Origin of the sequence: Mycobacterium timonense, assembly GCF_025821985.1 — a bacterium.
In the GTDB taxonomy this organism is placed as follows: Bacteria; Actinomycetota; Actinomycetes; order Mycobacteriales; family Mycobacteriaceae; genus Mycobacterium; species Mycobacterium avium.
The window spans coordinates 107,408-120,251 of the sequence record NZ_JACKSY010000097.1 but is presented as its reverse complement, the minus strand read 5'-3'; the positions used below and the strand labels follow the sequence as shown (position 1 = coordinate 120,251).

The window sequence follows — 12,844 nt, the reverse complement described above, 5'->3', positions numbered from 1 at the left end:
GTTCAGGACGTCGGCAGCGGCCCGGCCAGTCCGCGGGGAGAGGTTCCGTACAGCCAGCTCACGGCCTGCCCGATTTCGGGAAAGGTCAGGCCGGCGCCATCTTTAGCGTAGTAAGCGCCGGGCGCTTCGGTAAACCCTTCGATACGGGTGAGCTTGGCGCCGTTGATGCGTAGGATCTGCCCGGTCAGCCAAGACGACTGCGCAGATTGGAGCCAGGCCACCACCGCGGAGCTGCGGGCAGGGTCAAGCGCGGGATCATCAGCACGCGCAGCGAACACGTCGGCCGTCATCCGCGATCTCGCCAGTGGCGAGATCGCATTGACCGCAACGCCGTAACGCTGTGCCTCCATCGCGGTGACGAGCGTGAGGTTGGCGATCGCGGCCTTGGCCGCTCCGTACGCGCTCTGCCCGACATTGCCCCACAAACCCGCGCCGGACACCGTATTGACGATGTGGGCATCGATCGGATTGCCCGCCTTGGACTGAGCGCGCCAGTACTCGCAAGCGTGTCGGGTGACGGCGAAGGTGCCCTTGAGGTGTACAGCGATGACGGCGTCCCAATCAGCCTCGCTGGAGGAGGCCACCATGGAATCACGCAGGATTCCTGCGTTGTTCACCACGCCGGTCAGGTAGCCGAAAGTGTCGACGGCGGTGGCGATCATGTCGGCGACGTCGTCCCAGGCCGACACCGAACCCGTGTGTGCGACGGCCTTGCCGCCGGACGCCTCGACCTCGGCGACGACGTCGGCCGCGGGACCTTCCCCGTCACCGCCGGAACCGTCTCGACCGACACCCGGGTCGTTGACGACCACGGCGGCGCCTTGCCTGGCTAGCTCGAGGCAGTGGGCACGGCCGATTCCTCGACCACCGCCCGTCACCAAGACAACCTTGCCAGTCAGGGGATTTTCAGCCATTGCGCGTGATCTCCTTCATGCTGCGAACAATTCGGCGATGAGCGCCCTGCGTTGTGACCAGTCTGCTGCGCGCAGGTCGACGTGTCCGGACTCGGTGACGATCAGGTCTACGTCGTGGGCGGGTGTGGACACGGGCCGGCTGAGCTGCTCGACCAAGGGTGAGCTTCCGTTCACCCGTGTCGGCACGGCGATGATCGACAGTCCGCCGCTACTCAGTCGGGCGGCGGCGCAATAGTCGGGGTGACCACCGATGCCGCCGATCACCTTGTCCCGCACCCCTTCGACGTTGATTTGTCCGTACTGGTCGATCTCGATGGCGGTGTTCACTGCCACCAGTGGTGCGCCGCGCGACAGCCGGGAGAGGTTGTGGGTGTAGTCCAGTCCGCGAAGAACCGGCCGACCGTCGGCCCAGTCGTAGAGCGACTCGCTACCCAGTAAATACGTCGCTGACGGGGTCCCCACCAGCAGGCCTCGCCGGTCGAGGTCGACCACGGCATCGGTGAGTAATCCGGTGTCGACGCGCAACGGCACCTGGGTCCGTCGCAGCAGTGCGGTGCCGAGGAGCCCAGGCCCGTACTGGATGCTGGCGCCTTGCGGGATTAACTGCAGTACCGCATCGGCGAGTGCGTCGTGGATCGCCTCCGGCTCGCGCTGCGGTACTCGCACCGGTCCGCTCCCCACAGTGCCAAGCACCTCGATGCCGGACGGGTCGAGTGCAGGCCCTGCATCCGCCGCGGGAGACGAGGTATCGAGGATGGCGAGAGTCTTTGTGCCGCCGTCGATTAACTCGCGCTGCCAAGACACCTCGGTGCCGAACTGCAGCAACCCATCCCGACGCACCACCCGGGTGAGCAGCACGTCGGGCCGCAGCACATCAGCCAGCAAGGCGGGGATCGCGGCGAGCCGGGTCGGCAGGAACCGCGCCTTCGGGCTACGCAGTACCTCACGCACGCCCCATCCGGGCATCAACGCGACCACCTCAGCGAACGCGTCGGCATCGAGGCCATCCACCGGGGCGGGCAGCCAGCCCAGCATCAGCCGCACCGAGCCGACCTCCCTGGCCGCGACGCTCAGCGCCGCGCCGACGGACCCGCCGTCATCGAGACACCGCAGCGCGCCCACGCCGTCGCCGAGGGCTACCGTCATTCCGGGACGCAGCGCGGCGCGCAGCGCGGCGGTGAGACCTGCCGCGGTCAGAGGTTCTGTCATCGCGGTTCTTTGGGAAGCCCGAGCACCCGCTCACCGAGGATATTGCGCTGAATTTCGCTGGTGCCGCCGAGAATCGTCTGCGCCCGTCCGACCAGCATGTGGTGCACCAACTCGTCGTCCTGCGGGTCGGTGCACGCATCGGTACCGAGTACGTCGGTAGCCATATCGCCCAGGTCCTGGTCGGTCTCCGAGGTCATCAGCTTGAGCACCGAGAAGGCCGGCGATGTCAGGTCGCCCGAGTCGATGGCGCGCTGCCAGGTGTAGCGTAGCAGCCACATCCTGGCCCACAACCGGGTCATCGACCTCGACAGCACCGGGTCGAGCAGGTCGTGGTCGCGGGCCGCCTCGACCATGCGCTCGTGCAACCGGAACATCGATACCGCCTGCGAACCCAACGTCAGGCGCTCACGGCCCAGCGTCACCATCGCCACCGTCCAGCCCTGACCGACGTCGCCGATCAGGGCCCCTTCGTCGAGTTCGGCGCCGTCGAAGAAGACTTCGTTGAACTTGCTTTCACCGTCCATCTGCGTCAGCGGGCGCACCGTCACCCCGGGGATATCCATGGGCACGACGAACATCGACAAGCCACGGTGCTTGTCCGGGCCCGTGCGGGCGAGCAGCAGCCCGAAGCGGGCCGAGGCTGCCGCCGAACTCCACACCTTCTGGCCATCGATTCGCCAACCGGTCGCGGTGCGCTCGGCACGGGTACGCACACCGGCGAGGTCTGATCCGGCGCCGGGCTCGGAGAAGAGCTGACACCAGACGTCGTCGCCCAGCCTGATCGGCTCCAGGTAGCGATCCTTCTGCTGCTGGCTGCCGAACTTGATCAGCACCGGTCCGACCAGGTCGGCGCCGGTGATGTTGAGCTGACGGGGCACGTCGGCTCGCGCGCACTCTTCGGCGAAGACGGCCTGGTACGTCACTGTCGCTGCGGCACCGCCGTACTCGCGCGGCCAGTGCAGGCAGGCGTAGCCGTGGTCGGCCAGGTAGCGGTGCCAGATCCGGCCCGGTTCGACGTCGTCCGCGGTGGGCGTGGGCCCGTAGTTCCGCAGACCGGCCGGCCGCGGTGCGTTGTCCAGGAAGGAGCGGATCTCCGCGCGTAGCGCGTCGACGTCAGGGGAAGCCGTCACCGGTCACTCCAATAGGGCTAAATTATAAAAACATTTAGTTATTTCGGGCTCGAGTCTAGTCGTCCGCCGGAAAGGCGGGCAAGGCAGGTTCTGGCGATTCGGGCCGCGCCTACAACAACTTGGCCAGCGACGACAGCCGGTCCCAGTGCTGGCCCGGAGTGCCGAGGACGACCTCGTCCGTGCGGGCGCGCCGGAAGTACAGATGCGCGGAATCCTCCCAGGTGAAACCGATGCCACCGTGGATCTGGATGTTCGCTTTTGCCGCGTTGCGCAGCGCCTCGGAGCACACCGCTTTGGCCATGCTCGCCCGCCAGTCCGACTCGCCGGCTGTCGCGGAATCCGGATCGTCGAGTGCTTCCAGGGCCGCCTCCGAGGCCGATCGCGCCCATTCGAGATCGACGAGCATGTCGGCGCATTTGTGTTTGATGGCCTGGAAGCTGCCGATCCTACGTCCGAACTGCTCGCGAGTGCGCGCGTAATCGGTGGCGATCTCGAGCACCCGCTCGCACGCGCCGACCTGTTCGGCGGACAGCACGGCTAGTGCCACGTCGACGTTGCGGTCGACGACATCACCAAGCGGGCGGTCGCCGCTCAACCGCAGTGCCGGTGCGGAGCTCAGCGTGATGGTGGCCATCGGTCTGGTGTGGTCGAGTACGCGCTCGGCCTCGGCGACGACGCCGTCGACGGTGGGGTCGAGCAAGAATAGCGCCGGCTCGCCATTCTCTGAGATGGCGGCGACGATGAGGTCGTCGGCAGCGGAACCACCGAGCACATGGCGCACCGTGCCGTCGACCCTCCAGTCGTCCCCGGCGGGGGCGGCGCGCAGCGTAACCGCGGACGGCCGCCACAGGCCGCCGTCGCCAGTCAACGCTGCAGCGGCGGTACGGCGGCCTTCGATGAGTCCGGTGAGTCGCTTGTCGGCATCGGGGTCGTTCTCGGTCAGCGCCATCAGCAGGCCAGTGGCTAGGACAGCGGAGCTGACGAATGGCACCGGGGCCAGTGCGCGGCCGAGTTCGTGGGCGACCACGCCTAACGCGGCCGGGCCATAGCCCGCGCCGCCGAGGTGTTCGGGTAGCGCGATGGCGGCGACCCCGACCTGGTTGCACAGAACGTCCCACAGCGCCGAGTCGAAGCCGGAATGCTTGGCTTCCTCGCCGCGGTCTCCCTCGCCGTACGCGACAGCGCGCACTCGGGGCTCGGATGCCAGTCGTTCACAGGCGGAGCGCACCGACTGCGCGAGCTCCTGACGTTCGTCAGCGGACAACGCCGTCACCGGGTTCCTCCTGAGATCTGCCGGGCGAGCTCGGACTTGGCGACCTTGCCGAGCCCCGTCAGCGGGAACTCGTCGACGAGCACGAGCCGCTCGGGCCACTTCTGCTTCATCAGTCCGCGCTGGTCGAGAAACGTGCACAACTCATCGAGGGTGACGTCCCGATGGCGAGGTGAACGGCGCACGACGGCACACACCAGCTCACCACGCAGTTCGTCGGGCTGGCCCAGCACGGCGATTTCGTCGACCAGGGGGTGGGCCAGCAGTTCGTTCTCGATCTCGTCGGGGGCGACGTTCTCGCCCTTTCGGATGATCAGATCCTTGATGCGGCCCGTGACGACGATGCGCCCGTCGGGGCGAAGGTAGCCTCGGTCGCCGCTACGGAACCAGCCGTCCGCGGTGAGCGCGTCAGCCCACTGTTCGTGTTGCAGGTATCCCGGTGTCAGGTTGGTGCCGCGCAGCTCGATCTCACCGTTGGCAGCGATCCGCACTTGCGATCCGGGGATGGGCCGGCCCGCGCTGTTGGCCAGTTGCTCATCGGTGTCGGTGGCCTCACTGACGCAGATCATGGGCGCCTCGGTCATCCCGTAGGCGTGCACGATGGGGATGCCGAGGTGCTCGCGTACCTGCTTGTGCACCTCGGGCGGGCACGCGGCACCCCCGCCGATCAGCATCCGCAGCGACGGCACCAGCAACTCGGTTGTCGGCGCGGCGAATTGGGCGGTGAGAAGCATCTGGTAGAACGCGGTGCTTGCTCCGGTCACCGTCACCCGGTGCTCGGCAAGCACGCGGGGCAGGTCGTCGGCGGAGACTTTGGGGATGAGCACCACCGGAAAGTCGCCGAGCAGAGCGGTGGCGAGATAGACCATGCCGCCGATGTGGGCGATGGGAAAGGCGATCGTCCCGACTTCCCGAGGGTGGGTGCCCACGCCGAGATGGGCGGTGTAGCCGCGAGCCGCGCTGAGCAGGGTGGCGTCAGTGTGGCGGACGGCCTTCGGGCGACCGGTGGTGCCCGACGTGAAGTACACCCAGCGGGGGTCGCCCGGGGAGTGGGATGCCTCGTGCCCAGCGCCTGCCACCGGCGAGGTCTGGAGCTTACGGACGAAGTCGCAAGGCACCGTGACGGTAGGGATCCCCGGTACGGTATTGGCGGCCGTCGACTCGTCGACCAGGAGGATGTCGGCGTTTGCAACATCGACTGCCGCGCACACCTCCCGGCGACGATAGAGGTGCAGGACTGGTGCCTGCACCACGGGCATGCGGGCCAGGGCGAGCATCACCAGGGCCGCGTTGACGTGGGAGGGCAGCTGCCAGGCGACCGTCATACCCGGTCGCACACCGGCATCTGCCAACCAGCCTGCGGCGGCCGACGCCAGCTCGGCTACCTGCGACACGGTGAGCGTCTCGCCGGCGACGTCGCGCAGCAATGGACGAGTCGGTCGCCCCGCGGCGCATTCATCCAGCAGCCCGGCGATGGTGCCAGCCGTCACCGCGTTCTCCCGTCTCGGCCGGCCGTCAGCCCACCCGTGGGCCGGGCGTGAACTTGACCGGCAGCTCACGCACGGCGTACACCTCGCCCGCGTCCTCGAACAGCTTCGGCTCTCCGGCCAGCTGGAAGTCGGGCAATCGCTCGAGCACCCGAGTGACCATCACGTCGAACATCAACTTGGCGTAGTGTGAGCCCAAGCAGCGGTGCATGCCGACACCGAACGCCATGTGCTTTTTTGCGTTCGGGCGGTCGAGGTCGAGTTCGTCGGGGTTCTCGAACATCGCCGGGTCGCGGTTGGCCGCCGCCCACATCAGGATCGCGCGGTCGCCCTGGCACAGGTGCTGGCCGTGGAAGTCGGCGTTGCGCGAGACGGTGCGCGCCAGACCGAGAGTCGGCGTGTACAGGCGCAGCAGCTCGTCGGTGGACTTCTTCACCAGGCTCGGATCGGCAATGAATTTCGCTCGCAGGTCGGCGTCCTGGCACAGCCGTAACAGCACATTGCCGGTGAAGCCACTCGTGGTGTCCATGCCCCCGAGCATCATCAGCACGGTGTACATGGTGATCTGCCCATCGTCGAGCGGTTTGCCATTGAGCGTCCCGCGCAGGATGTCGCTGAACAGGTCGTCGCCGAGGCCCTCGGCGCGGCGCTGCTCCATGTGCTTGCCGATCTCGCTGAACATCTCCATCCCGGCGATGGCGGCCTTCTCCGGATCGTGCGCGCGGTCGTGCACCGTGGTGTGCACCCAGCCGACCCAGTCCATGAATCGCGATTCGTCGAAGTTCAACAGCCGTAGGATCAACCGCGCCGGCAGTGGCGTCGTCAGCTCACCGACGATGTCGCACTCGCCGCGCTCGATGAAGGCATCGATAGCGTCATCGGTCATCTCGATGGCGGACTCGCGAAATCGTTCCGCCGAACCCGGCGAGAACCGCTTGAGGGTAATCTCGCGCAATTCTTGGGTCTCCGGTGGATCCGATTCGATCGGCAGGATCGGCAACGGCAGTTCACTGGCCGGCACGCCTACCGACGGGTAGGAGTTGAACAGGTCGTCGTTGCGGGCCGCCTCGAACACGGACGCGTAATCGACCAGCGCCCAGAAGCCCTCGTAGTGGTCGGAATATGCGACGGGGCACCCTGCTTCGCGCATCTCGCGGAAGCGGCCGTAGGGGTCCTCGCGAAAGGCGGGTGAGTGGTGGTCGAGGTCGACCTTGGCGCGCGGGCGCGATTCCGCCTGGGTGTCGGTCATCGGCAGTACTCCCTTCGATAACGCTATTTGGACAGGATGGCGACGGCTGCCGTACCGGGTGCCCCGTATAGCTGGGCGAGGCCGACCCGAGGGTCGTTCGGCACCTGGCGTTCACCCGCGCGGCCACGCAATTGCTGAACTAATTCGTAGACTTGGCGCAGCCCGGATGCGCCGACCGGTTCTCCGTTGGCCAGCAGACCGCCGTCGGTGTTGATCGGCAGCCGCCCTCCGATCGTGGTGGCGCCGTCGGCGAGCAGCGCCTCCTGTTCTCCGTCCTTGCACAGTCCCGTCTCGGCCATGTGGATGATCTCGGACCCGGAGTCGGTGTCCTGCAGTTGCGCGACGTCGACGTCCTCGGGGCCGATGCCGGCCAACTCGTACGCGGCGCGGGCGGCCTCTACGGTGGTGCCCGGCACTACCGGCAGCTCGATCGAGGTCCGCAACAGCTCGTAGGCGCCCTCGCGGCGGCTACGCAGCGCAGTAGCCCGGAGGTAGATCGGGGTGTCGGTGTATTGCTTGGCCACCTCGGCGCGGCACACCACCACCGCGGCGGCGCCCTCGTTGGGGTTGCAGTACATGTATTGGCGCAACGGGGCATTCACGATCGGTGAGGCTAATATTGTGTCGACACTCATCGGCTTGCGGCGCCACGCATGTGGGGTCAACGCCCCGTTGTCGAAGTTCTTGGCGGCCACGCGGGCCAGGGTCTGCTCGGTGATGCCGTGATCGTGCATGTAGCGCATGATCTTGCTGCCGAAGTAGTGCGTCGTCAGGAACATGCCCTGATCGCCGTACCACTGGGGCAGCCCCGACACCGACGGGTCGGCGCCGAACGCGCCGCGCGGATGCTTGTCCAGGCCGACGCCGACTGCAATGTCGGCCTCGCCGAGTTGGACGTCTCGCGCGGCGAGAGTCAACAGAGAGTTCCCTGTGGCGCATCCGCTGAGTGTCGCGCGCGCCGGGACGCCCGTCATGCCGGCCAAGCCGGTCACCGCCTCGGGATTGGCGACCTCGAGGCTGCCCGCGTAGAGACTGCCCACGTCGGACCATTGGACTCCGGCATCGCGTAGCGCCCGACTGATCGCCACCGCGCCCATCTCCAGCGCCGACCGGTCCTCGTACCGACCGAACGGATGAAGGCCGACGCCGATGATCGCGATATCGGGCGTGCTGCTCATTGCGTTCCCTTCAGCATGCGTCACTGTCGAACGTCGGCGACAGGAGTGCGCGTTGACTCAGATATCACTAAGTCTATAACTATATATCTGATTAGTAGGCGCGGGTCTAGAATCGGGTCGCCGTGCAGTGACGGCGTTGGGGCGTCAGTTCGCAGGTGGAGGCTGAGGGGCGTTGAGTATTTCGTTGCTTCTGGAGATGGCGGCGTCGGGTGATCCCGACCGGGCTGCCGTGGTGGACGGTGATATCCGTTTGACCACTGCCGAGCTGAGCGATCTCGCTGACGGCGGCGCGGGCGTGGTCGCCGCATCCGGGGCATCCCACGTTGCCTATGTGGGCACTGGGGGCGTGCTGCTCCCCCTGCTACTGTTCTCGGCGGCGCGCGCAAATACGGCGTTCACGCCGCTGAACTACCGGCTGAGCGTGGACGGGCTGCGCGAACTCATCGACCGGCTGCCCGATCCGTTGGTCGTGGTCGACGGCGAGTACCGCGACGTCGTGGCCGGTTCCATCAAACGGGTGATGACATCGGAGGAGTTCATCGAGGCCGCGCGATCCACCGAGCGCGTCGCGGCGTTCGCCGACCCGGACGACGTGGCGGTGGTGCTGTTCACCTCGGGTACCACGTCGCGTCCTAAAGCCGTTGAGCTGACTCACAATAACCTCACCAGTTACGTCACCGGCACTGTCGAGTTCGGTTCCGCCGATCCTGCCGACGCGGCGCTGGTGTGCGTGCCGCCCTATCACATCGCGGGGGTCGGGGCCGCATTGTCAAACCTGTACGCCGGACGGGCGATCGTGTACTTACGCCTGTTCGACCCGCACGAATGGGTGCGGCTGGTTCGCGACGAGCGGATCACCACGGCCACCGTGGTGCCGACCATGCTGGCCCGCATCGTCGCGGTCCTCGAGGAGCAGTCGGCCGAGCTTCCGACGTTGCGCACCTTCGCCTACGGCGGATCGAAGGTGGCACGGCCCCTGGTCCGGCGGGCGCTCGAGCTGCTGCCGCACGTCGGCTTCGTCAACGCCTACGGGCTGACCGAGACCAGTTCGACCATTGCAGTGCTCACACCCGAGGACCATCGCCTGGCCCACGAGGCGGGGGACGACGAGGCCGTCGCCCGTCGACTGACGTCGGTCGGTCGCCCCGTTCCGGGCATCGAAGTACAGATTCGCGCGGAAGACGGGTCGGTGCTCGGTCCGGACCAGACGGGAGAGCTTTTCGTGCGCGGCTCCCAGGTATCGGGCCGCTACGCCGAAATCGGTTCAGTCCTCGACGCGGAGGGCTGGTTCCCGACCAAAGACATTGCGATGCTCGATGACGACGGCTACTTGTTCATCGGTGGGCGATCCGACGACACCATCATCCGGGGCGGCGAGAACATTGCCCCGTCGGAGGTCGAGGATGTGCTGGTTGAGCATCCGGACGTCCGCGACGTCGTCGTCGTCGGTCTGGACGACGCCGAATGGGGTCAAATCATCGTCGCGGTGATCGTTCCCGAGCCCGGCGCCGCGCCCACCTCCGAGGGGCTGCGCGAGTTCGTCCGCAGCAGGCTGCGTGGCTCTCGGACACCCGATCGCATCGTGTTTCGGGACGAGCTGCCGACCACGCCGACCGGCAAGGTGCTGCGCCGCACGATTCTCGAAGACCTCAAGCCGGCGACTGCCGAGCACTGAAACCACCCTCGAGACAGCAAGGAGTCGACATGATCAAGACCGGCACACGCCTGCAGAGCCAGGTGTGTGACACTCAGGTGATCGTCGTCAAGGCCGCCGAGAGTCTGGACGATCTGCGTTGCGGTGGGCATCCGATGGTGCCGCTCGGCGCCGAGCGGTCCGCCGACGCCGCGCCCGACCCGGCCTTCGCCGAGGGCAGCACGATGGGCAAGCGCTACGTCGACGACGGTGGCGCCGAGGTGCTGGTCACCAAGGCCGGCGCCGGGTCACTCAGCGTCGGCGCGACGCCGCTGGTACTCAAAGAGGCTAAGCCGCTGCCGGCCAGTGACTGACAGCCACAAACGCCCCTGGCTGGTGACGTCGGCGTTTGGATCGCCCTCGGTCCCGACGCCGCGTTCGTGCCGCTAGTTCGGCTTCTCGGGCCCGCCGGGTTGCACGCCTCGAGAGAGCATTGTCGCTAACTCATCGATGACGTCTTTGTCTTCCGGAAGCTCCTCGTCGTCGCCATAGGTCATGGAAAGGAAGGCCGCCGCGACGCCGACGAATAGCATGGCCAGGCGCAGCTTCAGAGCAGGTGAGGAGTGCCGCAGCCCCTCGGATGCCAGGTATTCGTCGACGGGCTCGACCATCGGCGCCAAGCTTTCGCTGATTTTGGTGGCGCAGCCGCTCGACTTCGCCCGCGGTCGGCCGGCTGGCGAACAGATGGACCACCGCCCGAGCTATCGATCGATTCGCCGCTACGAACTCATAGAAGCCGGTGGTGAAACGCCGGATCAACCGGTCGTGGTCCATTGTCGTGAGCACGGGGTCATCAAGCCAACGTTGGTACAGACCGCCCACGCCATCGAGCAAGGGTGTCACGACTGCGTCGAAGAACAGTTCTCCTTACTGTCGAAGTATCGGAAGATCAGCTTGTGTGATACGCCTGCGCGCAACGCGATTTCGCGCGTGGTGGCCTCGTAGCCGCGCTCGGCGAAGACTTCGCGGGCGGCCTCCTGCAACAGTCCGGGGGGGGGGGGGGGCTGCCTCGTCGCACTCGTTGGCCGTGACCTGCCTGAGCCGAACCCTAGAGCCAGAGGTACATACCGGCGAGGACCGTCCACAGGACCGCACAGTATGCCTCGAAGACTCCCCGCAGAATGTGTGGTGCGGTGCGCAACTCCATGAAGTCCAGGCCTACGAATCGGACTTTGATCATCGCCAGCGCGAGAACGACGACGGCGACCGTCGAGCCGATACCGTGTTCTGCGCCCACCGCCCACGACACGGTCGTGATGGAGACCAGAGCCAGCCAGACGTACGGCGACCGGGCGTTGAAAAGCGAACGGGGCATCACTCAGCTCACCAGGTAGAGAAGGGCGAACAAAACGATCTACAATAGGTCGACGAGGTGCCGGAAACATGCGCCACCTTCGACGAGGCCCGTTCGGGTGGGGCTCAGTTCGGTGCGTCGACCCTGAAAGAACAGCAGGATGAGCACCGCGACCCCGATCAGCACATGGAACAGGTGCAGCCCGGTGAGGATGAAGTAGTAGAGGCAGAAGTTGTTTTGGGTGGGGACGTGGCCCTGGGACACCTTGGCGGCGTACTCGACGGCCTTGAGTCCGACGAACGCGAGGCCGCAGATCAGCGCACCTGCGAGTTGCGCTGGGCCGCGTTGCGACGAGCGAATCGCCCGCATCGCGGTCACCACGAACAATGAGCTGGTCAGCAGGACCAGCGTGTTGTTTAGCCCGATGCCGATGCTCCTGGTGTGACGCGAGTCGTCGAACAGCTTCGGTGCCAACGAACGCTGATACATGAAGGTGGCGAAGAACACTCCGAATACCGCCATGTCGCCGAACAGAAAGATCCACACCCCTGGTTCACCGGGCACTCGGCGAGCGGCTTCGGCCGCGTTCGACCTCCTGACGCCAGCTGATCCTAGGGCCGTCTGGTTCACGCCGCCGGTTCCCGTATCTGTTCTGCCGCCGCCTTGTCGCGCTCGGCGGCCTCGACGTCGACGGCCTTGGCGAGCATCACGGAGGCGATGACTTGCCAGATGCAGAACACGGTGAGGGGATCCAGAAGGCGAAGATCCCATTCCACGCCAACGGTCCGGTCTTGAACAAGTAAACGGCGCAGCCAGGCACCCCTAAAACCGCGTACCAGATGTTGAAGTAGCCGAACCAGCGCGGAAAGCTCGGCACCGGGCGCTTGTCGACGAACAGGACGGCGAACGCAAGGATCACGACCTGAGTGATCAGCGGGCCGACGAGCCCGACGAAGATGAACCAGAACACATCGTTGAGTGCTTGCGTCACATCGGGATTGCGTTCCGGACGATAACCTGCAGTGACGGCGAAGATGGCGCACAGCGAGAAACCGAACGGGAAGGTCACGCCGAGCAGGATCTGCGTGAGCGACATAACGCCCCTATAGCCTTCGATCCTGCGCACTTGCCGAGCCAGCAGCGCCCAGAACGGGGTCCAGGCGAAGGCGAAGAAAATCATCAACGCCAAGCCGATTCGGATGCGCAGCCCGTCCTGGGTGTATCTCGCGGCGACCTGCGCTGCGGTGTCACTGGGGTCAATCGGTGGGATGACGCCGGCGATGAACCAGAACATCACCAGAAACGCGAACAACATGCCGATACCCGACCAGGCAGCTAACTTCTCGACCTTCACGTGCATGACACGCTCCTACAGTCGCAAACACCGAGCGCTCGTCGTTCTGCGTCACCGAGCGACTCG

General features: G+C 66.2%; 14 protein-coding genes. 3 read left to right on the top strand and 11 right to left on the bottom strand.

Annotated features, from left to right (window positions below; translation table 11 throughout):
• Window positions 1-2: 2 nt before the first annotated feature.
• The 7 genes from H7I87_RS21265 to H7I87_RS21235 all read right to left on the bottom strand — a co-directional run bounded on the left by H7I87_RS21265 (window position 3) and on the right by H7I87_RS21235 (window position 8,437).
• Entirely contained in the window at window positions 3-914 is a 912-nt protein-coding gene (locus H7I87_RS21265; protein ID WP_023862352.1) for an SDR family NAD(P)-dependent oxidoreductase, read from the bottom strand.
• 15 nt (window positions 915-929) lie between these two features.
• Entirely contained in the window at window positions 930-2,123 is a 1,194-nt protein-coding gene (locus H7I87_RS21260) for an acetyl-CoA hydrolase/transferase C-terminal domain-containing protein (protein ID WP_031345003.1), read from the bottom strand.
• The gene (locus tag H7I87_RS21255) at window positions 2,120-3,253 is read right to left on the bottom strand and encodes an acyl-CoA dehydrogenase family protein (RefSeq protein ID WP_033724992.1); all 1,134 of its coding nucleotides are present in this window, start codon (window positions 3,251-3,253) and stop codon (window positions 2,120-2,122) included. Before H7I87_RS21255 ends, H7I87_RS21260 begins: the two co-directional genes overlap by 4 nt.
• A gap of 109 nt (window positions 3,254-3,362) precedes the next feature.
• On the bottom strand, window positions 3,363-4,526 hold the full coding sequence (locus H7I87_RS21250) for an acyl-CoA dehydrogenase family protein (protein ID WP_031345002.1): 1,164 nt from the start codon (window positions 4,524-4,526) through the stop codon (window positions 3,363-3,365).
• Window positions 4,523-6,013: a class I adenylate-forming enzyme family protein gene (locus H7I87_RS21245; protein ID WP_031345001.1), complete on the bottom strand. Its 1,491-nt coding sequence runs from the start codon at window positions 6,011-6,013 to the stop codon at window positions 4,523-4,525. The genes H7I87_RS21250 and H7I87_RS21245 overlap by 4 nt, the downstream gene beginning before the upstream one ends.
• A 25-nt stretch (window positions 6,014-6,038) precedes the next feature.
• A complete protein-coding gene (locus H7I87_RS21240; RefSeq protein ID WP_023862349.1) occupies window positions 6,039-7,259 on the bottom strand; it encodes a cytochrome P450 in 1,221 nt (406 codons plus the stop codon).
• Between the two features lie 23 nt (window positions 7,260-7,282).
• A complete protein-coding gene (locus H7I87_RS21235) occupies window positions 7,283-8,437 on the bottom strand; it encodes a thiolase family protein (RefSeq protein ID WP_023862348.1) in 1,155 nt (384 codons plus the stop codon).
• A gap of 172 nt (window positions 8,438-8,609) precedes the next feature.
• Between H7I87_RS21235 and H7I87_RS21230 the strand changes: the two genes are divergently transcribed.
• Window positions 8,610-10,112, top strand: coding sequence for a class I adenylate-forming enzyme family protein (locus H7I87_RS21230; RefSeq protein WP_031345000.1), 1,503 nt, complete (start codon window positions 8,610-8,612; stop codon window positions 10,110-10,112).
• 29 nt (window positions 10,113-10,141) lie between these two features.
• Complete coding sequence (locus H7I87_RS21225; RefSeq protein ID WP_023862346.1) at window positions 10,142-10,444, top strand: hypothetical protein; 303 nt, start codon at window positions 10,142-10,144, stop codon at window positions 10,442-10,444.
• Window positions 10,445-10,516: 72 nt separating this feature from the next.
• On the opposite strand, the gene H7I87_RS21220 is transcribed toward H7I87_RS21225, so the two are convergent.
• Window positions 10,517-10,741, bottom strand: a complete 225-nt coding sequence (locus H7I87_RS21220) for a hypothetical protein (protein WP_023862345.1) — start codon at window positions 10,739-10,741, stop codon at window positions 10,517-10,519.
• A 25-nt stretch (window positions 10,742-10,766) separates the two neighbouring features.
• Here H7I87_RS21220 and H7I87_RS29055 point away from each other — a divergent pair, with 25 nt between their 5' ends.
• Window positions 10,767-11,075 (top strand): hypothetical protein, encoded by a 309-nt coding sequence (locus H7I87_RS29055; protein WP_224111073.1) that lies wholly within the window; start codon window positions 10,767-10,769, stop codon window positions 11,073-11,075.
• Here H7I87_RS29055 and H7I87_RS29370 read toward each other — a convergent pair.
• The 3 genes from H7I87_RS29370 to H7I87_RS21195 form a co-directional block, all read right to left on the bottom strand.
• Complete coding sequence (locus tag H7I87_RS29370) at window positions 10,970-11,515, bottom strand: helix-turn-helix domain-containing protein (protein WP_504928662.1); 546 nt, start codon at window positions 11,513-11,515, stop codon at window positions 10,970-10,972. The genes H7I87_RS29055 and H7I87_RS29370 overlap by 106 nt on opposite strands.
• Window positions 11,485-11,988, bottom strand: a complete 504-nt coding sequence (locus tag H7I87_RS21200) for a cytochrome c oxidase subunit 3 (RefSeq protein WP_224111257.1) — start codon at window positions 11,986-11,988, stop codon at window positions 11,485-11,487. The genes H7I87_RS29370 and H7I87_RS21200 overlap by 31 nt, the downstream gene beginning before the upstream one ends.
• Window positions 11,989-12,130: 142 nt before the next feature.
• On the bottom strand, window positions 12,131-12,784 hold the full coding sequence (locus tag H7I87_RS21195; RefSeq protein ID WP_031344947.1) for a hypothetical protein: 654 nt from the start codon (window positions 12,782-12,784) through the stop codon (window positions 12,131-12,133).
• Between the last annotated feature and the right edge of the window lie 60 nt (window positions 12,785-12,844).